General features: G+C 27.7%; 19 protein-coding genes. 3 read left to right on the top strand and 16 right to left on the bottom strand.

What is annotated here, in order from left to right; translation table 11 throughout:
* Positions 1-80: 80 nt before the first annotated feature.
* Entirely contained in the window at positions 81-1,943 is a 1,863-nt protein-coding gene (locus tag HCG70_RS13265) for a 5'-nucleotidase C-terminal domain-containing protein (RefSeq protein ID WP_052330560.1), read from the bottom strand.
* A gap of 465 nt (positions 1,944-2,408) precedes the next feature.
* Here HCG70_RS13265 and feoB point away from each other — a divergent pair, with 465 nt between their 5' ends.
* The gene (gene feoB / locus HCG70_RS13260) at positions 2,409-4,772 is read left to right on the top strand and encodes a ferrous iron transport protein B (RefSeq protein WP_042393747.1); all 2,364 of its coding nucleotides are present in this window, start codon (positions 2,409-2,411) and stop codon (positions 4,770-4,772) included.
* Positions 4,773-4,862: 90 nt separating this feature from the next.
* On the opposite strand, the gene HCG70_RS13255 is transcribed toward feoB, so the two are convergent.
* The 5 genes from HCG70_RS13255 to HCG70_RS13235 all read right to left on the bottom strand — a co-directional run bounded on the left by HCG70_RS13255 (position 4,863) and on the right by HCG70_RS13235 (position 10,123).
* On the bottom strand, positions 4,863-5,006 hold the full coding sequence (locus HCG70_RS13255; protein ID WP_156327341.1) for a hypothetical protein: 144 nt from the start codon (positions 5,004-5,006) through the stop codon (positions 4,863-4,865).
* A 36-nt stretch (positions 5,007-5,042) separates the two neighbouring features.
* Positions 5,043-6,821 (bottom strand): ABC transporter ATP-binding protein, encoded by a 1,779-nt coding sequence (locus HCG70_RS13250; RefSeq protein ID WP_055291990.1) that lies wholly within the window; start codon positions 6,819-6,821, stop codon positions 5,043-5,045.
* Positions 6,821-8,548: an ABC transporter ATP-binding protein gene (locus HCG70_RS13245; protein ID WP_055275200.1), complete on the bottom strand. Its 1,728-nt coding sequence runs from the start codon at positions 8,546-8,548 to the stop codon at positions 6,821-6,823. Before HCG70_RS13245 ends, HCG70_RS13250 begins: the two co-directional genes overlap by 1 nt.
* Before the next feature lie 187 nt (positions 8,549-8,735).
* Positions 8,736-9,710, bottom strand: coding sequence for an SseB family protein (locus tag HCG70_RS13240; RefSeq protein ID WP_055275202.1), 975 nt, complete (start codon positions 9,708-9,710; stop codon positions 8,736-8,738).
* 233 nt (positions 9,711-9,943) lie between these two features.
* Entirely contained in the window at positions 9,944-10,123 is a 180-nt protein-coding gene (locus HCG70_RS13235) for a hypothetical protein (RefSeq protein ID WP_055291988.1), read from the bottom strand.
* 179 nt (positions 10,124-10,302) lie between these two features.
* Between HCG70_RS13235 and HCG70_RS13230 the strand changes: the two genes are divergently transcribed.
* On the top strand, positions 10,303-10,818 hold the full coding sequence (locus HCG70_RS13230; RefSeq protein ID WP_154820479.1) for an ECF transporter S component: 516 nt from the start codon (positions 10,303-10,305) through the stop codon (positions 10,816-10,818).
* 52 nt (positions 10,819-10,870) lie between these two features.
* On the opposite strand, the gene HCG70_RS17485 is transcribed toward HCG70_RS13230, so the two are convergent.
* The 6 genes from HCG70_RS17485 to HCG70_RS13205 form a co-directional block, all read right to left on the bottom strand.
* A complete protein-coding gene (locus HCG70_RS17485) occupies positions 10,871-10,999 on the bottom strand; it encodes a hypothetical protein (protein WP_260457827.1) in 129 nt (42 codons plus the stop codon).
* A 57-nt stretch (positions 11,000-11,056) separates the two neighbouring features.
* The gene (locus HCG70_RS17480) at positions 11,057-11,392 is read right to left on the bottom strand and encodes a GNAT family N-acetyltransferase (RefSeq protein WP_242833211.1); all 336 of its coding nucleotides are present in this window, start codon (positions 11,390-11,392) and stop codon (positions 11,057-11,059) included.
* Positions 11,393-11,607: 215 nt separating this feature from the next.
* On the bottom strand, positions 11,608-13,173 hold the full coding sequence (locus HCG70_RS13220; RefSeq protein WP_055275204.1) for an AbgT family transporter: 1,566 nt from the start codon (positions 13,171-13,173) through the stop codon (positions 11,608-11,610).
* Between the two features lie 281 nt (positions 13,174-13,454).
* Positions 13,455-14,093, bottom strand: coding sequence for a nitroreductase family protein (locus HCG70_RS13215; RefSeq protein WP_042393724.1), 639 nt, complete (start codon positions 14,091-14,093; stop codon positions 13,455-13,457).
* Between the two features lie 422 nt (positions 14,094-14,515).
* Positions 14,516-15,673: a flagellin lysine-N-methylase gene (fliB, locus tag HCG70_RS13210; protein WP_042393722.1), complete on the bottom strand. Its 1,158-nt coding sequence runs from the start codon at positions 15,671-15,673 to the stop codon at positions 14,516-14,518.
* 105 nt (positions 15,674-15,778) lie between these two features.
* Positions 15,779-16,399 carry a hypothetical protein gene (locus HCG70_RS13205; RefSeq protein ID WP_042393718.1) on the bottom strand — a complete coding sequence of 207 codons (621 nt, stop codon included), beginning with the start codon at positions 16,397-16,399 and terminating at the stop codon, positions 15,779-15,781.
* A 400-nt stretch (positions 16,400-16,799) separates the two neighbouring features.
* Here HCG70_RS13205 and HCG70_RS13200 point away from each other — a divergent pair, with 400 nt between their 5' ends.
* Entirely contained in the window at positions 16,800-17,027 is a 228-nt protein-coding gene (locus HCG70_RS13200; RefSeq protein WP_042393715.1) for a hypothetical protein, read from the top strand.
* A gap of 79 nt (positions 17,028-17,106) precedes the next feature.
* Here HCG70_RS13200 and HCG70_RS13195 read toward each other — a convergent pair whose 3' ends face one another.
* From HCG70_RS13195 to HCG70_RS13180, 4 genes are read right to left on the bottom strand one after another with little or no spacing between them, the layout of a single operon-like run.
* A complete protein-coding gene (locus HCG70_RS13195) occupies positions 17,107-19,902 on the bottom strand; it encodes a VWA domain-containing protein (protein ID WP_195948656.1) in 2,796 nt (931 codons plus the stop codon).
* Positions 19,903-19,914: 12 nt separating this feature from the next.
* Positions 19,915-21,705, bottom strand: coding sequence for a BatA and WFA domain-containing protein (locus HCG70_RS13190; protein WP_195951236.1), 1,791 nt, complete (start codon positions 21,703-21,705; stop codon positions 19,915-19,917).
* An 11-nt stretch (positions 21,706-21,716) separates the two neighbouring features.
* Positions 21,717-22,601, bottom strand: coding sequence for a DUF58 domain-containing protein (locus HCG70_RS13185; RefSeq protein ID WP_042393707.1), 885 nt, complete (start codon positions 22,599-22,601; stop codon positions 21,717-21,719).
* A 3-nt stretch (positions 22,602-22,604) separates the two neighbouring features.
* Complete coding sequence (locus HCG70_RS13180; protein ID WP_221697868.1) at positions 22,605-23,588, bottom strand: MoxR family ATPase; 984 nt, start codon at positions 23,586-23,588, stop codon at positions 22,605-22,607.
* Between the last annotated feature and the right edge of the window lie 34 nt (positions 23,589-23,622).

Below are 23,622 nucleotides of genomic sequence, written 5' to 3'. Positions count from 1 at the left end.
AATTATTTTTTTGAAAATATAGAAAAAGAGCTATCGCTAGCGGATTTTTTTACCCGCTATTGCGACAGCTCCTTTAATTTTTATGCAATCTCTTCTTTTTTATTAAAAATAACAAATCCAACAGCAATTATAGCTAATGATATAAATACAACTTGTGCTGAAGATAATGGTGTACCTGTTTGTGGTAACTTTTCAACACTTCCTGTTCCTTTATCACTTTCTACATTTTCATTTGAATCTGGAGTTTCTGAAGGAACTTGCTCTGGAGTAATCTCTGGCTTAACTTCTACTTCTTCATCTGCAACAATATCAGTAGTATCTTCTCCGTCAATTAATAAATTATAATTTAACTTTTCTATTCCCTTTGTTTGCCATTCATTTATGATTACATCCCTCATTTCTCCAATTATTACTGGATCAATGTGTCCATCAAAATTATAGCTATCTCCACCAGTCATCAGGAAATCAATACTTGTTAGTGTGTAATATTCATCATCTTCAACTTTTGTTCCATCTGATAATCTCATTGAAGTTATTTCATCTGTTTTTGAATCATACCAAACTGTTAAACCTGAATACTGCCCCCATCCAAAGCCATCTGGATTAATTCCATGCTGAATTAATTCTTTTAGCTTAGCTCCTGTTACTTTCATAGTAACTACATTATTATCAAAAGGTAATATTGTATACATATCTCCTAGTGTTAACATTCCTTTAGACAATGGCGCTCTAATACCTCCACCATTTGCAATTGCTACTTGTGTTCCTCCGGCTTGTCTCATGGCTTCTGCAACTGTAATACCAAGTGGTGTAACACCAGCATATCTATCATGATCTAAATCAAATTCTAAATCAACTATTTCAGTTGCTAAAGTTGGTGCTAATTCATCATTAAATTTAGATATTGCTTCATCAACATTTTTATCAATAGGGAAGTCATTAACTGTACTTTCAACATAGAATTGTCTTGTATTTGCATCTATACTTATTATTTCATTATTATCATCAACAGTAAAAGTAAGCACTGATAGTCCTCTACCATTATAACCAGCTTGCACAACAGGAATTTCTTTACCGTTATTGATATTTGTTACAAATCCATCTACAAATTTATGATTATGAGCTGCAATAACTGCATCAATATCATTTGCATTTGCTGCAATTTCAGCTGCTTCTCCTGTTATTACTCCATTGCTATCTTCAGTTGCTGGTGAATGAGTTAATGCAATTACTATATCTGCACCTTCAGCTCTAACTATTTGAGAATATTTATCTAAAGTCTCAATTATATCTAAGAACTTCAATCCTATTACATTTTCTGCTTTTGTACTTGTTAATGTTTCTGGAGTCGCAATACCTATAAATGCAACATTAACTCCTTCTACATCTGTTATAATATATGGAACTGCATAGTCTGGTATTGTACCTGTAGTCTCATCTATTAAATTTGCAGCAACAAAATCAAATCCTGCTTCATCAGCCCAATTTTTTATTTTATTTGAACCCCAATCATATTCATGATTGCCAATAGCTGAAGCTACCATTCCAATTTCTTTAATCATTTCATTTACTGGCTTACCTTCTAATATGTTTGATATTGCTGTACCTTGATATAAATCTCCCCCTGATACAGTTACAACACCATATGTATCGCTTGCTTCATCTTTAGTTTGATACTCTTTGATTACGCCTGTTAATTTCGCCGCACCTATATTCTTTCCTGATTCTAAAACATTTCCATGAAAATCATTAAAGCTTAAAATATCAATTACTTTATTTCCACTATCCATTTTTGATTCATCACTATTTGAAACTTCATCTACTAATTCAATAGTTTCATTAGTAATTTCATCTGCCTTTGCTATTCTAGACGGCATTACCATTCCTACACTTATTGTAAGTGCTGTAATTAATGCAATTAATTTATTATTGTTTTTTAACAAGTTTTTCCCCTCCATTTGTAAAGATAATTACATTTTATCCCTTTGTTCAATTAGCATTTTACATTATACGAATATTTTTTTCAACATTTTCTACAATATTCGTATATATTATTTTTTCCCTTTATGCTACACTAAATATTTTTATAATATATTTAATAATATTATCTTTTCTTCTTTATTTATTTCCAATGATATACTTTTATTATTTCTTACATCTTATAATTTTATATATAATACTTAATCTGAAATACTAGATTTCTTTATTGCTGATATTTCCATTCATTTTATTGTTTATACTTATATTTGTAATAAATTTTATTGAAAATAAATATTAAACTATTTCTTTTTTGTATATTTAAACAAATTTAATTCAACTTTTTCTAATAAAATTTTTATTTTAATCAAATAAATTATTTTTTTGAATAATTATTATATTAGTTAAGTAATTAAAGGTAGGTGATTAAAATGACATTAGATGAATTAGAAGTTGGAAAAACTGCTACTATTGTAAAAGTTGGAGGCAAAGGAGCATTAAGAAATCACTTTCTGGATATGGGACTTACTCCTGAAACTAAAGTTTCTCTTATAAAAACAGCACCTATGGGAGACCCAATAGAATTGCGCTTACGTGGCTATGAATTAACCTTAAGACTACAGGATGCTGCAAAAATTGAAATTAAAGACATTCAAGATACAAAGTATACTGAAGATTTAAAAGAAAGAATTAACGATATTCCACATCCGCAAGTTGGTGAAATGGGCATTTATCATGTCCGTAAAAAAGGAAATGAATTACGTGAAAGTGAACCTATTACCTTTGGTTTAATAGGAAATCAAAACTCTGGTAAAACTACTCTTTTTAATCAGTTAACAGGAAGTAATCAACACGTTGGTAATTTCCCTGGTGTAACAGTTGATAGAAAAGATGGAATTATTAAAAATCATCCTGAAGCTACAGTAACAGATCTCCCTGGAATATACTCTCTTTCTCCTTATACTGATGAAGAAATTGTAACTAGAGATTTTCTTATTAATAATCGTCCTAGGGGAATAATAAATATTGTGGATGCTACTAATATTGAACGTAACCTTTATTTAACTATGCAACTAATTGAAATGGATATTCCTATGGTTCTTGCCTTAAATATGATGGATGAAGTTCAAGAAAATGGTGGTACAATTAAAGTTAATTTATTGGAAGAAACTCTTGGAATTCCAGTTGTCCCAATATCAGCTTCAAAAAATATGGGTATTGATGAACTAATAGAACATGCTATTCACGTAGCCAGATACAATGAGTGCCCTGGACGGTTAGATTTTTGTGATGAAAAAATTTCTGATGAACAAGCCGCAATCCATAGATGCATTCATGCAATAATACATTTAACCGATGATCACTCTAAAAATGCACATATCCCAGAAAGATTTGCAGCTACAAAACTAGTTGAAGGAGATCACATTATTTTAGAAGCTTTAAAACTAGATACTAATGAAAAACAAATGCTAAATCATATTATAATTGAAATGGAAAATGAAACTGGAAAGGATAGACAAGCTGCTCTGGCAGATATGCGCTTTAGCTTTATTAACAGAGTATGCGATAATACTGTTATAAAGGCCCGAGAAAGTAAATCTCATAAACGAAGTATAAAAATAGATAACATACTTACTGGAAAGTATACAGCACTTCCTTCCTTTATTGCTATTATTGCAATTGTATTTTGGCTTACTTTTAATGTAATAGGTGCTACATTTTCAGATTTACTAACTTATGGAATAAACTGGTTTACAAATATTTGTGACACTGCATTAACCTCTTATGGACTTAATCCAACAGTAAAATCACTTGTAATTGATGGTATTTTTGGTGGTGTTGGAAGCGTTCTTAGCTTTTTACCTATAATAGTTGTATTGTTTTTCTTTTTATCAATTTTAGAAGATAGTGGATATATGGCAAGAATTGCTTTTATAATGGATAAACTTTTAAGAAAAATAGGACTTTCAGGTAGAAGTTTTGTTCCCTTACTTCTTGGCTTTGGATGTTCTGTCCCTGCTATAATGGCAACAAGGACACTTTCATCTGAGCGTGATCGCAAAATGACAATTTTATTAATTCCTTTTATGAGTTGTTCAGCTAAACTTCCAATTTATGCTTTGTTCACTTATGCTTTTTTTAATAAATATCGCGTGTTAGTTATGGTTATTTTGTATTTTTCCGGAATTATAGTTGGTATTTTATTTGCCCTACTTCTTAAAAATAGTGCCTTTAAAGGTGAGCCAATACCTTTTGTAATGGAACTACCAAACTATAGATTTCCTAGTCCTAAAAGTGTTTGGCAACTAATTTGGACTAAAGCTAAAGACTTTATTACAAAAGCATTTACAATTATTTTTGTAGCAACTATTATAATATGGTTTTTACAAACTTTTGATACTAGACTTAATGTCGTAGCAGATTCTGGTAGAAGCATGTTAGCTAGTATTGGTGGATTAATAACTCCTTTATTTATTCCTTTAGGCTTTGGAGACTGGAGGATTTCCACAGCATTGATTACAGGCTTTACAGCAAAAGAAAGTGTAGTTAGCACATTAACAGTTTTATTAGGCGGGAATACATCAGCTTTATCAACATTATTTACACCTTTTACTGCATTTGTATTTTTAATATTTACATTATTATATACACCTTGTGTTGCTGCAATAGCATGTATTAAAAGAGAACTGGGCTCAAGAAAGGCTGCCCTTGGAATTGTAGTAATACAATGTGCAATAGCTTGGATTATTTCTTTTTTAATTCATATGATTGGTCTATTATTAGGATTTGTATAAAAGTGAAATCAAATACTTTAATTAATTTTATGAACTGCCCTATATTTATTTTAAAGGGCAGTTCATTTATAGGTGTACTTTACTATATTTTTAATCTAATCCTTTATTACTTCCTGGAATATTCTCCTCTTCTCCCTCAAGCATTTTATGAGCAAATTCATCTATATCTATTAACATTTGTTCTTGTTGTATTTTCTTATAAAACTCTTCTTTATCTTGTTCTTTATCTTTCATGAATAACACCTCCAATATAAATTTATTATTTGTTACTTATTCTGCCTCTTCGGAAAATTGACTATTATATAATTCTTTATAGAACCCACCTTTTTCCATTAATTCTTCATGATTTCCTTGCTCTATTATATTTCCATCCTTAATTACTAGTATTAAATCAGCACTCTTAATTGTAGATAATCTATGAGCTATCACAAAGCTTGTTCTACCTTTCATAATATTTTGCATAGCTTTTTGTAACATAAGCTCAACTCTAGTATCAACAGAACTTGTTGCTTCATCTAAAATTAAAATAGCTGGATCAGATATTATTGCCCTTGCTATAGTCAATAACTGTTTTTCTCCTTGTGATATGTTTGATGCCTCTTCATTTAAAAACATATCATATCCATCCGGTAAAGTTTTTATAAAGTGATGTACATTAGCTATTTTAGCTGCAAGTATAACATCATCCTTGGTAGCATTAAACCTACCATACTTTATATTATCTTCTATTGTTCCATTAAATAACCAAGTATCTTGAAGTACCATACCAAACATACTACGTAAATCTTCACGTTTCATATCTCTAGTATCTACTCCATCAATTTTAATAGCTCCACCATTAAGTTCATAAAATCTCATTAATAAATTAATCAATGTAGTTTTACCTGCTCCAGTAGGTCCTACTATTGCTACCATCTGGCCTGCTTTAATTTCCGCATTTAAATCATGTATTAAAATTTTATCGTCACTATATCCAAACCTTACATGTTCAAAAGAAACATCCCCTCTTGGATTATCTAATTTAATTGAAGTGCTTTTATCTTGTATTTCTTCTTCCTCCTGTAAAAATTCAAATACTCTATCAACAGCAGCAAATGCTGATTGAATTGCTGATGATAGTTGAGTTACTTGAGATAAAGGTTGATTTATTTGCCATATATACCTTATAAATGCTTGAAGATTACCAACAGTAATTCCTCCAGCAATCGAAATAACAGCTCCAAGTATACCAATAGCAGCTATCCCAAGGTAACAAATTAAAGATACTAGTGGCCCCATAGTACTTGAGATAAATTGAGCTTTAAATCCAGCAACTTGAAGTTCACCATTTATAGTGATAAACTCTTCTATTGCATCCTCTTCTTTCCCATATAATTTAATTTCATTAAATCCAGTATACATTTCTTGTACTGTTCCATTTAATTTACCTAATGCATCTTGTTGCTTCTTAAAATATCCTTGAGATTTACTTACTACCACCTTTGATACTATAAAACTTAGTGGGATTATAATCGTTGCTATTAATGCCAGCTTGATATTTATTGAATACATCATTACTAATGCTAAAACTACTGACAGTATAGAATTTACAACTTGACTTAAACTTTGTTGAAGTGCATTTGAAATAGTATCTATATCATTAGTAATCCTACTTAAAACATCCCCATAACTATTTTTATCAAAATAGCTCACTGGTAATTTTCTTATTTTATCTTGAACTGCTCCTCTCAAATCTCTCATACTATTTTGAATAGCATTAGTTAATAAGAAACTTGCTGCAAATGTTGCTAATACATTTCCTAAATATACACCTAATAATAATATTAAAACTTTTGTAATATATTTAAAATTTACACTTGCTCCTGGTACTCCCTTGATTAATTCAAAGGAATCATTGGTAAGCTGAGTTATTACTAAACCTTCAGTTTTTGGTGCAAGCGCTGTAAATACTGCTGCTATGATTATAAGTAATATTGCTGTTAAAAATCCTATTTTATAAGGTTTCACAAAAGGAGTAATTTTATTTATTGAATCCTTAATCTTTACCATTATGCTAATTCCTCCTCTGTAAGTTGTGATAATGCTATTTCTTTATATACTGAACAACTCTTTAAAAGTTCTTTATGTTTTCCACATCCAACTACTTTACCTTCATCTAATACAATAATTTTATCAGCTTCCATTATTGAACCTATTCTTTGAGCTACTATTAATACTATTGCGTCAGCTGTTTCTTTTTTTAGTTCTGCCCTTAAAATTGCATCTGTTTTAAAGTCTAAGGCTGAAAAACTATCGTCAAAAATATATATTTCAGGCTTTCTAACTAATGCTCTTGCAATAGATAACCTTTGTTTCTGACCTCCAGAAACATTTGAACCACCTTCACCTATTGGTTCATCAAACTTTAATTCTTTTTTGCTGATAAAATCGTATGCTTGTGCTGTTTTAGCACTTTCTACTACTTCATCATGACTTGCTTCCTGTTTACCAAATTTTATGTTACTTTTAATACTTCCTGTAAATAGTAATGTTTTTTGCCTTATAAATCCTATTTTCTGACGTAATGATTTAATTTTAAAATCTCTTACGTCTATTCCATCTATTTTTATGCTACCTCCCGTAACATCATAAAATCTTGGTATAAGATTTATAAGAGTTGATTTACCACTTCCGGTACTTCCTATAAAAGCTATTGTTTCCCCCTTCTTAGCTTTAAATGAAACATTTTTTATTACAGGCTCCTCTCCATCTGGATAAGTAAATGTTACATCATTAAATACTAATGTACCTTCATTATTTGTTTCTGTTACTCCTTGCACAGGATCTTTTATTATTGTTTCGGAAGTTAATACTTCTTCAATTCTTTCTGCTGAAACTTGAGCCTTAGGATACATTACAAATACATTTGAAAATAGCATTAACGAAAACATTGCATGAAATAAATATTCTATAAATGCTACTAATTGTCCAACTTGTAGTATACCAATATTAATCATTTTACTAGCAACCCAAAATAATACTATTATTGCTAAATTCAGTAATAAAAAAAATGATGGTTGCGCAACTGACATCAATTTAAATAATTTTTTTGAAATACTTGCATATTTATTATTTGCATTACTAAATCTTTTGCTTTCATAATCATCATTTCCAAAAGCTCTTATAACTCTTATTCCGGTTAAATTTTCTCTTGAAATCCTATTTAAAGTATCCAAGTTTTTTTGCTGACTTTGTGACCATGGATGAGATGTTTTTGCAATTAAAAATACACCTAATACTATAAGTGGTAATGTTACTACTAATATTAATGATAATCTTACATTTGTTTTTAATATCATAAATAAACTTAAAATAAACATTACTGGACATATCATGGCCATCCTTAGGATTGTATTGGTAAATTGCATAACTTGAAATGCATCATTTGTAGTCCTTGTTATCATAGAAGAAATGCCAAACTTATCATATTCAGTATGTGAAAATTCCTGTGCTTTCTTAAATATATCATTTCTTATATCTCTGACTACCTTTGTAGAAATATTTGCTGAAGTATATCCTAACAAAATACTACCCATAGCACCTAATATTGATATTACAACAATAACAAATCCCATTTTCTTTACATAGTTTATATCATTATAGGCTATACCTTTATCTATTACATCTGCCATTATTGTTGGTATACCCAATTCTACTAATGCAAATCCAAATACACCTACCAAATTCAGTAAGACAAGCCCTTTATATTTTTTTAAATACCTTAATATTAATTTCATTTTTCTCCTCCTTTGGTACTTTTTAATTTGCTTATTTTACCATAATAAAGTTTTTAATTCTACATATAATCTTATTTTATGTCAATAAATTATTTTTAATCTAAAATATATACTCTAAAAATAATAAAAACTGATTGTATAAAATTCTAAACTTTTACACAATCAGTTTAATATTCTTCTTAAATATTTATTTTTTATTTTCCATAAATTCCATAATTACTTTTCTATTGTTTTCATCAATCTTCAGAGCTAACCCATTACAATTAATTACTATACCTTCTAGATTTTTAGAAATAGTTAAAATATCTTCAAAAGAACAAATACTACTCTTTAGTTTACTTTTATCAAAAGCCTTATTAAATTCATACCAATCAGTAAATGCTGGAAGCCATCTTAAGCTGTCTTTATCTTTAATAACTGTAAAATTAACTTTACTTCCTTTTTCAACAACATTTGCTCCATTGCTATCAATCCCAATATTATCACTTTCTAATTTTATTGGTAATAAAAATTTAGCTCTTAAAACCTCTTCAAGCATATTTGCTTCTAACCCACGAATTACTTCTGCCTTATTCTTATAATTTTTCCCTGAATAAGCATATTGGAAAAAATATATCATAGCAAATTGAAGCTTTGGATTCATAACTGGAATTTTTCTTGCTGGTATATTACTATAATCAGGTGGTGGTAATATATCATTCCTATTTATTTCTATGTTATATTGCCCATTATCAATTATAACTTTCTCAATACCCAAATAATGCAATTTACCAAATTCATTCATTACATTTAAGTTTATTAACTCCTTCATCTGTAAGAATGTTTCTTCTTTATTAAAATATTCTTCTGCTTTATCAGCAAACTCTTTTTCTGAAAATATCCATGCTCTCCCTTGAAAATCTAAATATGGATATTTAGTATTTTTATCATAAGCAATATATAATTTTTTTGTTAATTTAATCTTATTAATTAAAACTTTAGTAAATGTTATAATTTTAGTATCATAATCATAGTTTTTTAAAATTTCCTTTTCTTTAAAAACCCTTATTGTATAAATCAAAAATACAAGCTCTTGTATGGTAACCTTTTCAAACTCCTTATTACTATATTTATTATTAAATACAAATAAACTTCCTAATTCATCTTTTCTTTTATTGTCCATTCTTTCCCCTCATTCCCTTAGAATTAAAATTACTATAACTTATCTGCTTCTTTCTTTTTTAATCCCATTTCCAATTAACTTATACTTTTATATCTTTGGTGTTTTTCTCAATATTAAAACAATTACATAGAATATATTACCATAAACATGTTATAATTTTACAAGGAAAACTAAAATTAGTCAATAATTATGTTTAAATCTTAGTTTTCCTTAAATATTTAATATATATTTTCTTACTTTACATTCCCTTTTTCATATTCTCTATAAAATTCAGTTAATATATCATACTCTTCTTTTAAAAAGAAATTTTGGTTATTTCTTTCATCAACTTCTTTTTGAGTATATCCTAAAGTTCTAGCCTTATTTTTCCACAATTCAATTAACCCTAATCTAACATTTTTATTTTTATCCATAATATGTTCTCCTTTAAGCATTTATTTTTTCACTATTATATCACATTTTACATGTACTATAACTTAAACTTAATATAAATACATTATTATATTACCATCTATAATTGTACCCATACATTAGAATGTTTATTTTATTTAGTGTATCTTATTAATATGGAAATTATTGTGGAGGTTTTTTTATGTCAAATAAAAGTGTTAATACTAAAGATATTACAAAAATAGCTATAATGGCTGCATTAGTCTTTGTAGCAACATACTTAATTAAAATTCCATCATTAAATGGATATACTCATATTGGTGATTCCATGGTTATCCTATCTGCCTTTATTTTAGGAAAGAAAGAAGGGGCATTAGCAGCTGGTTTAGGCGCAGCATTATGTGATTTATTGAGTGGATACATGCAATATATAATTCCTACATTTTTTATTAAAGCTATCATGGTTATAATCATTTGCACAATTGCACACAATTTAATTAATAAAAATAAATTTGCTTGGATTATAGGCTGTATTCTTGGATGTGCATTTCAGGTATTAGGTTATGCTTTATTTGAAACTATACTATATGGATTTCCTGCTGCAATCGCATCAATCCCTAGTAATATTATTCAGTCAATTGTTGGTATAGTTATTGCCCTAGTTTTAGCTACAGCACTTGAAAAATCTAATGTATTTAAAAAATTAAAAAAAGTATAAATATAAGCCTGTTAGCTCATATCTAATATGAATTAACAGGCTACCTGTTTTACTACTTATCATTAGGGTTTAATGCTGCATATACATACGTATCCCAATATATTGGATTTCCTTCTAAATCTAAATGAAAATAAACATTTTTTCTAAAATAAGCTTCTCTTTTTAATCCAATCTTCTCCATAACCTTCCAAGAAGCTATGTTCTGTGGCGCACATTCTGCATAAACTCTGTGTACTCCTTATTCAAATGCATATTCAACTATTGCCTTACTAGCTTGAGTACCATATCCTTTATTTTGATAATTTTCATTTAATACATATCCTAATTCTCTATTATTAAATTCCCTTTTCCCTAAATATATATTTCCAATAACCTTATGAGTCTCTTTTAGCTCAATAGCAAAAAATTCATCACTTTCGGCTCTAAATTTTATTTCTTCTTTTGATTTCTCTTTTTTAAAATCCGGATATCCTTCAAATTCTGCATCTATTCGTTGTAGCATATATTCTCTTAAATCTTTCTCATCTTTTAATTCAAAATTACGAATAATAAGATAATCTGTTTCTATTCTCATTTTATTAACTCCTACCCCTTTTAACTTTATACCTCTTTATTTTTAGTATATCAATATAAAATTTTACATTCAACAAACTAAAAAATCCTATTATATGAATTCTAGTACATACTATTTCTTTTATATTATATTTTTTAATAAAAATACTAATGTAAAACAAAACTCCTTTTACATTAAATCACTGTAAAAGGAGTTTTATTCTTATTATTTAAATACTAGAATCCAAATGGAATTCCAAATGCAAAGAATCCTAGTAAAAGTATTGTCCATCCAATTAAGAAGCTTACTGAGTAAGGCATCATTAATCTTATCATATCACCAATTGTATATTCTGGCTTATACCTTCTCATAAATACTAATATTATACCTGCATAAGACATTAATGGAGTTATTATATTAGTTGATGAGTCAGCAACTCTATAAGCTGCAGCTACAACTTCTGGTGTCATATTTGAATTTACTTGATATAACATTGGTAAGAATATTGGACCAAGTAACATCCATTTTGAAGTTAATCCTCCAACAAATAAGTTTATTACCGCTGTAATAAGTATAAATCCTATTATTAAAAGAATTGGATACTCTGATAAATTCATAGCTTTTAATAAATTACCACCTAAGTAAGTAATATAAGTTCCAAGTCCACTCTTAGATAATAATGCTAAGAAGTTATATGAGAAGAATGTTAAAACAAGAACTGATCCCATAGATCCCATTTGTTTAGACATACCTTTAACTACATCATTAGCTGTTTTAAACTTTCCAACTTTTATACCATAGAATACCCCTGGCATAAAGAATAAGAATGTTATTATTAATATAATATTATCCATAAATGGTGTTACTTTCGAACCATCTGAATCTATAAAAGTCTTTAAAGGACCAAAATATAATCCTATTACACATACAGCTGCAATTAAAAATCCTAAACCAGCAAACTTAAGAGCTTTATTTTCAACAGGCTTAACTGTAAAGTCATCTAAGTTCATATCCTCTGGAATTATATAACTTTCTTTTTCAAGTCTTGGCTTAATTATCTTTATAGTTACAAAAGCACCTATAGCTGCTAACATAAATGTAGATGCAACTACGAAGTAATAGTGCATAGTAGCTGGATTTAAAGCTTGTCCAGCAGCATTAGTAAAAGGAATTCCTTGTCCTTCTGCAAATATCTTCGCATTATTACCAATTATTATATCTATTGGTGTAGCTGGAATTAAGTTAGCACTGAATCCTGCTGAAACCCCTGCAAAAGCCGCAGCCATACCAATAAGTGGATTTTTCTTTAACCCTGCATATAAAAGCCCTGCTAGAGGTATTAAAATTACATAACCTGCATCAGTAGCTATACTACTCATGATTCCTAAAAATACTAAAACTATTGGAAGCATTTTATCTGAAACTTTTAATCCAACCTTTTTTATTAATGTAGATAAAAGTCCTGACTCTTCTGCTAAACCAACACCTAGCATAACAACTAGAATTGTACCTAGTACCCCTCCACCATATGCTAACCAGTTAGTAAGTAATGCATTTGAAAATATCCATTGAACATTTTCTGCATCAAACATATTTAAAATAGTATGAGTTGTATAAGTTCCATCACCATTCATAACATCAAATGTTTTTCCTCCTAAGAAGAAAGTTGCCGCTAAAACAACAACATAAAATATTGCAAATATTATAACTGGATCTGGTATTTTCTTCCCAATCTTTTCAATTAAAGATACTTTTCTCTTTTCTTGCAAATCAATTACTTTTTCTTCTGTTCTTTGTTCCATTTTATCCCCCCACGTTTTTCACTACAAATCTATAGTTAATTTAGTATTATTTTACTATACCATTATCAATTTATCAACCTTTTTCGATTATTTATTGCAATTTTTTTATAAAAATAATTATATATTTTAATTTTAATAATAATTTATTGTGTTTCCGTAATTTTTCTTGAATTTACAAAATTTCCTCGCATCTTCACTTTTAAAATATTTTTATAATATTTGCCAATAAAAAAATCTGAACATCTTTTGTCCAGATTTTTTATTTCATTAACATAAAACTATTACTTTATAAATGTAACTACTTCTTCTATTTTTTTACGTGGTGGTGAATTTGGAACATCATCTTCAGCAACTCCAAGTGCTATCATTGACATTAAATTATATCCTTCTTTTTCAAAGTTAATAAGCTCTTCAATTTCTATTTTAGAATGAGTTGGTCCTGTCATGTAACATGTTCCATATCCTAGTTCTGTCGCTGCTAATAAGAAATTTTCTATAGCTGCTCCTATACCTTGTGCTGCGGAATTAGGGAATTTTAGTTCATTAATAATATCTTGACTAGCATTATTATCTCTAAGTATTGTCTCTTCTACCATATAATATTCTTTTGAATAAACAACAACTAATACTGGCGCATTCCTAAAGCAAGTATAATAAGAAAGTAAATTCATCATAAGTTTTCTTTGTTTTTCTTCTTTAGCCATTTCTGCTAAATTTATATGATTTTTAGTTACTATATCTGCTATTTTATTAATTAATTCATTATTTTGAATTACAACAAAATGCCATGTTTGCTGATTTTTTGGAGAAGGCGCATGTATAGCAGCATCTAACATTTTAATAATATCTTCTTCTTGTACTTCTATATCTTTGAATTTTCTAATACTTTTTCTATTATAAATAAAATCTAAATTTTTCATATGTTATCTCCTTTTTTTATTTACTTATTTTTCATCTTATTTCATTATTTTTCATATGACAATACCTTTTTGAAAATTTTAATATTATCCTCTATAAAACTTTAAATTCATAATTAAAAAATCATCTATATAATAAATCTAATATTCTAATTATAAAATAAAAAAGGCAGACTTCAGGAATCATTGCTTTATACCCTATTGTCTTACCTTATAATTTTTTATCTTCTTTTTTCATTTTTAATATATCACTTAAACACTTAAAATTTAACAATATTATCTTCCTTTCTCACATTATAGTTCATTACTCTTCCACAATTTTTTATAATATACAAAAGGTGCTAAAAGAATAATTCTTGTCTTTTGCACCTTCTTTTACTTAATATACTTATATATTATTATTTTTTAAATTTATTGTGATCAATTTAATTCATTAATGTAATTAACATTTCTTCAACAGAAAAAACATCATTAGTTTCAAATATTTCTGCTAAACTTTCAATATTTTCTTCTAAATGCTCAATATCCTTTGAATACATATGGCTAATATCAACTATATCCGCATCATTAAGCTGACCTTCTTCAGTAAATCTTACAATACATAACTCCTTAATCATCAAGTAACTAACTATTGCTGTTTTTATCTTTGCAGATACATCATAATCAAATACTGCTTTCATAAAGTATCTAAATATAAAGTAGACTAATATATGTTCAAACTTATATATCTTTTCTTTATAATACTTATTAAATGCCTTATGCTTAGATAAATACACCTCTTTATCATCTTCACTTTGCCAAAAATATCTTATAGCATCATCTAAGCCTAAAGGATCATTAGGAGTTATATGCTTTAATCTCTTAAACACATTAAAATATTCCTTCATATTATGATATTTATAATTTTCTTTATTATTATATTTCTCCAATGTAGTGATAACATCTTTTACAAAATTTCTATCAAGATATTTTTCCCTAATAAATCTTATATCTGAAATATCATTTTCATCTATTTTATCTTGAATTTCTTTAGTGAAATATAATACTATTGAAGCTCTTACATTTAAATCAATCTCTCTATCTTGAATAATATCTAATATTATTTTTCTACATTGTATAAGTTCTAAATAAAGTTTTGCATTAATATCATTATAACTATTTACTTCTTCATCATTTTCATCTAACTCAAAAGTAGCTTTCTTTGAATTTCTTAAAATTATTCTTGCAGCTTCAGGACATGATAACGAAATTCCAACTTCACGTAAACTTCCAAATTCCTCTGTATACCTTGGATACTGTTTACAAGTATAACAAAGAGCATCTTCTCCAACATTCTTATAAATATCACATAATTTTTTTTCATCTAAAAACGGACAATTATTTCCCCTTAATACAAATATATTTTCTCCAGCATCATGTACTATTTCATTTCTTAGTCTCTCACCAAAAGGTCCTTCAACCTTTTGATACTTTTTATAAGTTTCATCATCAATTACTATTCCCCATCCGGCACAACATGTATCTTCACATTCTGAAGATATACATTTAAAATCTTTAAAATATTCTGGTACTCTTATTTTCATTTTCTACCTCACATCATGTGTATATATTACTTCTTGATTTATTCAAGATTTATTTTAATATTTATTAATTATAGTATCAACCTAATTAACCTTTTTCAATTATTATTAATTATTACATGTATTAAACTCAACATAAATATTAGCAAGTGTTCTATTAATAAAATCATTAGTAATATAAGCATTATCAGAAAATAATAATCCGTAATCAGTATTAAACCTGCTGAGCATAAGGATAATATAAAAATTAGTAATACTTATATCAATAACTCCAGTATAAAATGGAATTACTGCACTTGAATTAGAAATTACATATGTTAGTGATGGTATAAATGAACTATCTAAATCATAATTATTACCCATAACTTTTTTTATAAATTGATCAGCATATTTATTATCATGAATTTTTACATTTCTATCAAATTTTATATTACCTTTTTCAACTTCATTAATATATAAACCTATAATAAAACAATATAAATCGATTTGTAAATTCCCATTGGTTTTAGTATTAAAAGTTAATGGATTTAAAGGATTATATTGTTCTGTCTTAAATCTCGAATAATTGTAACTTAAAAATAAATAAAGTCTATTATAATTTCTATAGACTATCTTTCCATCTTTAACTAATGGACTAACACTTCCTAAAAACTTTGCACACGGAGGAACCGTAAAATCTTCAAATCTATCGCAACTGCATTTGTATTTATTTTTTCTTTTTTTTTTCATTAACTATCCTCCATAATTGCTTCATATTATCCTATGATTTTAAATAACAAAAGACACCTATATTATTGCAAGTGCCTTAATTTAATAATTTAATCTATTACAACTATTTAAATATTTTATTTACTAATTAATTTTTCCTAAATAAGATTATTTTGCTTAAAAATTGATGAAAAAAATTTTTTATTCAAATATTATACATTTAATATTTTGATTTTCTCACTGTTTCTCCTTCATTATCACTGATACTTTTTTGATCTTTATTGACTTTAAACATATAATATATTTGTACAAAGAAATAAGAAATGTACACAAAATAATGATTGTCTAATATTTTAAATAAGTCTTATTTAATATTGTCAACAATAATTTAAAATTAAAATAAATGAAAGAGAGTGATTTTATGACAATTTATAATTATGACAAACATCAAGACTACAAATTTGAATATAAGAAGGATCATATCTTAGTTGATAAATTCTATACTACTACCAACAAATATGCACCTTATACTTCTATGATGTCTAAAAGTGATTTAACTGAGGAAGAGTTTGATAATATATGTGAAGATTGGTATGTTAGAAAGCATAGAGAAGAAGCTGCAAGAGCAAACCATAAAAAGGTTAGCTAATAAATATAACCATGGAAGAATTTTGTAATTTAAATAAAAACTGTTGCAACTTATAACTTTGCAACAGTTTTTTTATTTGCTATATACCATTTCTATCTTTTTTCTTTTTAAGTAACTCACTAGTATTAATAGCTTTAGGCTTAGATTTTTCTTCACTCTTCTTTTTTACCTTAGGTTTCTTCTCTTTCTTGTTAACTTTATCCTTTATATTATCATTAGATATATCTGGAGTCTTTATATCATTTTTATCTTTTTCTACTGCTAATTCTTCCTTAATCAAACTCTTTTTATTAACTTCCTTTTTCTTATTCTTATTACCAATTTTAATATACTTAGAAAAATCTAAATTCAATCTTCTATAAACTATATCTAATAAGAATAATATTAACCCTAATATAAGAAGTGGATTAGTTAAATTAATTTTCTTATACTCCTTTTTAAGCTTTCCTTCAAAAACCTCTTCAGGCTTATTTATAAAAGATCCATTAGTTTCACTTACAAGAGAATCTAGTTTAACTGAATTAGTATTAAACTTATATTCATCAGAATACTTAAGAGCAAAAGCTCCTTTATAATTACTAGTTATATTTTCTCCCTCTTGCTGCCTAATGTTGAAATTATAAAATCCTAAATCACTTAATGGAACATTTGCTTCAAATTTTCCTGGTTCAGTTTGAATTAAAGTAAACTCACCTTGAGTACCATCATCCCCATTATAAACACCAGTTACTTTAGTATCAGAATCAACATTATCATTATAATATTCAACCTTAGCTTCATTCCCATCTTGGGATATAAATAAATTACCCTCTTCACCATATGATGGTATTGCATAATAAACTATATTTTTAATTAATTGAGCACCATACTCCCAAGTTAAATAATTTTTACTCCAACTTCCATCAATATCACTTGTAAAGCTTGCTGTTTTCCCAATTCCATACTGCCTTACTGCAAGTATTGGTTCATCTCTATTAGAGCTTAATATTTCAATTGCATCGTCCTTTAAAGATGTCCCTATATACCCAAGTAATGATGGAAGCCCTTCTGATGTCTGCACTCCTGCTAATACTTCATGATTACTTACTACACTTGGTGTGAATTCTTCGTTTATTATATAAGTTCCTACAGACATTAATACTTCTTGAGCAAATATTCTTGGAATATCTGTATAAATGTCAGTATAATAACTTCTACCATTTCCTGCTGTTGCTAAATCACTTAAAAGACTTGAATTAGAATCACTTCCAACTGCAACCGTTGATAATGTTATATTTTCATTATTAAATTTTTGTATAAGTTCCTCATAAGTTGAATAAGGAATTGAATCTTGTCCATCAGTTAATAAGATTGTGTGCTTTATTTTTGCATCACTTTCACTTTGAATATTATATCCTTTTTCAAGTGCCGGATATATTGATGTTCCACCTCTTATTTGTATTCCTGATATAAGCTCCTTTATATAATCCTTATCAGTAACTTTTTGAGTAGGAACTACAACATCAAAAGTATCATCAAAAGCAATTACTGATATATCATCTATTTCCCTTAAATTATCTATAGCCTTCATTGCAGCTTCTTTTGCAAGTGTTAATTTACTAACTCCTCCACCTTCAGCACTCATACTCCCAGACTTATCTATAATTAAATTAATACTTATAGAAGGGACCTCATTTTTACCTTTCTTATCCATATTTACAGGAAGTATAGTTTCTAATGCTGTATCTTTATATCCTCCAAGAGCATAGGAATCCTCACCACCAAAAGTAACAACTCCACCGCCATAATCCTTAACATAGCTTTCAATATTATCCATAAAACCATTAGTTAAATCATCTTTATAAACATTATTTAGTACTATTACTTTATATTCTAAAAGTTCATTTAATGTACTTGGTGATGAGCTTGGAGAAATAGTTTTAATATTAGCCCCACCATTATTTAATATTTCTTCTAGTGCTTGCGAATCCCCCCTTACACCATTTATTATTAAAACATTAGGTTTATCAATTACATTTGTATAAGCACTATATTCATTATTTATCTTATTAGTATCACCATCTGCTTCAACTGTAACTCTATAACTCTTAAATCCCCCACTATTTTGAACATCCCTAAAAATAAAAGAATTACTTCCTTTTTTTACTTCTACAACTTGTTCTCCAACTTTTTCTCTCCCACTAAAAAGAGTAAGTTTTGCTGAGGTTGAATAATTAGACTCTAAATCTATTTGTACAGAAAATTCTTCCCCAATAGATATATTGTCTGGGATAGTTACACTATCTACATAAACCTCATCACCACTTTGCCCACTAACTTTATATACTTTTAAATCTATGTTTTCAGCATTAATTAATGGAATAGATTTTAGTATATCTCCTTTATTTTCTTCTCCATCAGTTATAAGAACTATTCTCTTAGATGCACCATCTTCAAATAATGTTATTGCTGTTTCTACTGCACTTTGGATATTGGTTGCTGTAGAAACTGGACTGGAATTTAAACTTTTATACGAAGATTTATTATCTATAATTTTATCTACTTTTGCATTATCACCAAATAATATTACTCCAGCTTTATTTCCCTTAGGCATTATTTCTAATGCATTATTTATAAAACTTTCACCATTATTTTTAAAAGAACTAATACTTTCTGAAACATCTAATAAAAATACTGTTGAAATGTTTTTCCCCTTAATACTTACTGTTATATTAGCAAATGATAGCAGTAATAAAGTAAAAATAATTATTCTACTTATTAATATTAATGTATCATTTTTACTGTTACTTCTAAACTTTTTCACACTATAGTAAATAAAGAAGATAAGTATTGGAATTAATATTAAAAAGTATAAATTTCCTATATCTAATTTCATTTTTATCTCCTCCTAATTACCTTTCTTGTATAATATCCACTCAAAAGCAACTATTAACATAGCTAGTAATATGAATATTGGTGCTAAATTGATCCCACTTTTTAAGTTACTTTTGCCATCAACTATATTATCATTTTCTCCAATTGTTTCTATTGAAGTATCACTTTCACTGGAAGTTGGGAAGTTTACCGAAAAACTTTCTTTATTATCGTTTTGATTTATTTTATATACACCTAAAGCTAATTCTCCTTTTACTTCTTCGCCTGATTCTAAACTTTTAATATCTCCATTAGGGTAAGATATATTTATTTTACTTTCAAAGTCTGAAGATTTTACTACTATTTTTTCTCCAGCTTTAAAATTATTACTATATACCATTCCTGTAGAAATTAATTCTTCCCCAAGTTCATATACAAGAATCGGAAATTCTTTTTTAAGTGTAAAATCAGTTGAATGTAAATCAAAAGATAATGCTGCTATTTTTCTATTACTTAATTCACCCTTAAATCCAATAGAATTATTATCTACTGTAAGTATATTAGTACCATAATACGGCGTTTCTATTATGTTATATTCTGATAATGTAAATTGTGTATCTTCTAAATAATTAGAAACTTCTCCCTTAACAGCTTTAGCCTGACCTATTTCTCCCCCCTTTAATACATTAAAGAATTCATTAGAACTAGGATTTATAAACAATATGCTTCCCTTACTTGGCATAGCCTCTGGCATCTTATTATCAAATACATAAAGGTCATACTCATCATTTCCTATTATATTAGATGCATCATTAGTTTTATAAACTTCTGTATTTTCAATAACTCCAAAGGCCTTTTCTAAAAATACATTTTCATCTGTAACTAATAATATTTTCTTTACCTTATTTTCACTAACTACATGATAATAAACATTATCCTCCATTAATATATCTTTTCTTGATAACTCCCCTTTTAAGTAATCAGAATTTAAAGCATCCAATTCAAAAGATAAAGTTTTACTTTCACCAACTTGTAGAGTTAACCCTTCTACTAAAGCTAATTCCTCACCATTATATAATGAAAAATCACCTTCATATAAACCATCTCCATTATTAGTAACATTAGCAATTACTTTAATCTTATCATCTACAAATTTATGTGAAATATTATCTATAGAAGCATTTAATCCACTATTCCCCAAATAAACTATTCTTCCATTTATATCCGAAATTGTGGCTTGTTTATCAGTAAAAATTAATGCTTCATATTCTTCTCCTATTCCATCACCTATAGCATTAACAAAGGATATTACATCATTTATATCTCCACTGCCATAGCTTTTACTTATTTTATCAATAACAGAATTGGTATTAGCTTTATTAAATTCCCCATTTAAAAGTAAATTTGAAGTTCCATCATAAGAAATAATATAAGCATTTGTTCCATCTTTAGTACTATTTAAATATTCCTTTGCAATCTCTTTCCCTTGTTCTAGCCTACTCTTATCTCCATCATATATTGCATTCATACTTGCAGTATTATCTATTACTATTATTACATTTTTATAGCTCTGCCCTCCTATACTAATAAAAGGACTCATAAGAGCTAAAATTACACTTAAAATTATTATAATTTGTAATAATAGCATTATATTTTTCTTGAATTTTTCCCATGGTGTATTGGCCCTAGTATTTTTATAAACTTCCTTCCATAATAAAGATGAAGATATGACTTCTTCTTTATATTTACGCTTTAATATGTAAAGCATTATTACTGGAGGAATAGTCAAAAGTAAAAATAATGGCCATAAATTAGTAAAGCCCATATTTCTTCCCCCTAATACAATACTTTTCTTTTACTAAATTCATTTAAAATTATTTCCTCTATATTCATAGACGAATTAACAGTTATAAGCTTTCCACCGTATTTTCTGACTAATGCCTCAATACTATCATTGTATTTTTTTAAAGTTTCTTTATAATCCTTTATTAATGCTGGTGTAACACTAAGCTTAATATTTTCACCTGTTTCGCTATCAACTAAAGTTATTTCATTATTAAATTCAGGATTAATTTCTTCTTCACATAATACTTGTACTAATATTATTTCTTGTTTTTTATAAGCTAAATATTTTAATCCCTCTTCTAAACCTTCTAATCCTGAATTATTTAAGAAGTCTGATACTACAATAGATATTCCTCTCAAATTTAAATGTCTTTTTTTAATGCTTGAGCTTAAATCTGTACTTCCATCAAAATTAATATTTTCAAGATCTCTCAATATTTTTTGAAACCCTTTATTGCCAGTGCTTGTCTTTAAATTTTCTATTACTCCATCATTCATGGTGCTTATATTAACTCTATCAAGATTATTCAATGCAATATAACTTAAAGCCGCTACTATTTTTAAAGCTGTCTCTTTTTTGTTATATTTTCCATAATCCATAGATTTACTTTTATCAATAAAAAAGTTAAATAAACCTTCTCTTTCTTCCATAAATACTTTTACAAAGAATTTATCAAATCTTCCGTAAGCATTCCAATCTATCCTTCTAAAATCATCACCTGGTGCATATTCTCTATAATCTGAAAACTCAACTGATACCCCTTTTGCTTTTGATTTTCTTCCACCTTGAGTACCTCCACTAAGCTTAAAATTAATATACATATTAATTTTATTTAGCTTTTTAAAGAAGTCCTCATTAAATATCGTTTCCCTCATTTTTTACACTACCTTTAAGTCTTCTAAAATTTTAGAAATTATATCTTCTTCATTTAATCCTTCAGTTATTGCATCAAAATTTAAGATAATTCTATGTCTTAATACTTGGTATGCCAGTTCTTTTATATCTTCAAATGATACATTTAATCTACCTTCCATTACAGCTCTAACTTTTGCTCCTGCAATAATACCTTGTGCAGCTCTTGGTCCTGCTCCTGCTTCTACATATTTTTTAGCTATCTCAGCTCCATATTCTAGTTCTGGATGGGTTGCAAGTATTAACTTTAAAGCATATTCTTTAACTGGTTCTGCAATTTTAATTTCCTTAATAATATTTCTAAGTTCTAATATTTCACTACCTTCTAGTACATTAGAAAGTTCTAACTTGTTATTAGTTAATGTTAAATCCATTATTTCTTTTAATTCATCTAAATTAGGAAATTCTACATTAAGCTTAAACAAAAATCTATCAAGCTGGGCTTCTGGAAGAGGATAAGTACCTTCTTGCTCTATAGGATTTTGAGTTGCTAATACCATAAATGGTTTTGGCATCTCATAAGTTGTTTTACCTACTGTTACTGTTTTTTCTCCCATTGCTTCTAAAAGTGCAGATTGAGTTTTAGGAGTAGCTCTATTAATTTCATCAGCTAATAAAAGATTTGTAAATACTGGCCCCTTTTCAAACTTAAATACTGTGTTATCATTTTCTTTAACTACAATATTCGTTCCTACTACATCAGCTGGCATTAAGTCTGGTGTAAATTGTATTCTAGAAAAATTTAAATCTAACACCTTTCCAATTGTTTTAACTAATTGAGTTTTTCCCATTCCAGGCATACCTTCTAAAAGTACATTTCCTTCTGCAAATATAGCTATTAATACATTTCTAATTGTATCCTTTTGCCCAATTATTCCTTTACTTATTTCTTCTTCACATCTTTTTATCTTCTTTGAAACTTCTATAATTGATACTTCATTAATTTCCATCTTTGCCACCTCATAAAATTTTCTAGTTAAATTT

This window comes from Clostridium sp. K04, assembly GCF_019734375.1.
In the GTDB taxonomy this organism is placed as follows: domain Bacteria; phylum Bacillota; class Clostridia; order Clostridiales; family Clostridiaceae; genus Clostridium; species Clostridium saudiense.
This window is presented reverse-complemented; position numbering and strand designations above follow the sequence as displayed.

Excerpts from the sequence above, each read along its gene's own strand:
- feoB (WP_042393747.1), top strand. The coding sequence starts at position 2,409 with ATGACATTAGATGAATTAGAAGTTGGAAAAACTGCTACTATTGTAAAA.
- HCG70_RS13255 (WP_156327341.1), bottom strand. The coding sequence starts at position 5,006 with ATGAAAGATAAAGAACAAGATAAAGAAGAGTTTTATAAGAAAATACAA.
- HCG70_RS13250 (WP_055291990.1), bottom strand. The coding sequence starts at position 6,821 with ATGGTAAAGATTAAGGATTCAATAAATAAAATTACTCCTTTTGTGAAA.
- HCG70_RS13245 (WP_055275200.1), bottom strand. The coding sequence starts at position 8,548 with ATGAAATTAATATTAAGGTATTTAAAAAAATATAAAGGGCTTGTCTTA.
- HCG70_RS13240 (WP_055275202.1), bottom strand. The coding sequence starts at position 9,710 with ATGGACAATAAAAGAAAAGATGAATTAGGAAGTTTATTTGTATTTAAT.
- HCG70_RS13235 (WP_055291988.1), bottom strand. The coding sequence starts at position 10,123 with ATGGATAAAAATAAAAATGTTAGATTAGGGTTAATTGAATTGTGGAAA.
- HCG70_RS13230 (WP_154820479.1), top strand. The coding sequence starts at position 10,303 with ATGTCAAATAAAAGTGTTAATACTAAAGATATTACAAAAATAGCTATA.
- HCG70_RS17485 (WP_260457827.1), bottom strand. The coding sequence starts at position 10,999 with ATGGAGAAGATTGGATTAAAAAGAGAAGCTTATTTTAGAAAAAATGTT.
- HCG70_RS17480 (WP_242833211.1), bottom strand. The coding sequence starts at position 11,392 with ATGAGAATAGAAACAGATTATCTTATTATTCGTAATTTTGAATTAAAA.
- HCG70_RS13220 (WP_055275204.1), bottom strand. The coding sequence starts at position 13,173 with ATGGAACAAAGAACAGAAGAAAAAGTAATTGATTTGCAAGAAAAGAGA.
- HCG70_RS13215 (WP_042393724.1), bottom strand. The coding sequence starts at position 14,093 with ATGAAAAATTTAGATTTTATTTATAATAGAAAAAGTATTAGAAAATTC.
- fliB (WP_042393722.1), bottom strand. The coding sequence starts at position 15,673 with ATGAAAATAAGAGTACCAGAATATTTTAAAGATTTTAAATGTATATCT.
- HCG70_RS13205 (WP_042393718.1), bottom strand. The coding sequence starts at position 16,399 with ATGAAAAAAAAAAGAAAAAATAAATACAAATGCAGTTGCGATAGATTT.
- HCG70_RS13200 (WP_042393715.1), top strand. The coding sequence starts at position 16,800 with ATGACAATTTATAATTATGACAAACATCAAGACTACAAATTTGAATAT.
- HCG70_RS13195 (WP_195948656.1), bottom strand. The coding sequence starts at position 19,902 with ATGAAATTAGATATAGGAAATTTATACTTTTTAATATTAATTCCAATA.
- HCG70_RS13190 (WP_195951236.1), bottom strand. The coding sequence starts at position 21,705 with ATGGGCTTTACTAATTTATGGCCATTATTTTTACTTTTGACTATTCCT.
- HCG70_RS13185 (WP_042393707.1), bottom strand. The coding sequence starts at position 22,601 with ATGAGGGAAACGATATTTAATGAGGACTTCTTTAAAAAGCTAAATAAA.
- HCG70_RS13180 (WP_221697868.1), bottom strand. The coding sequence starts at position 23,588 with ATGGAAATTAATGAAGTATCAATTATAGAAGTTTCAAAGAAGATAAAA.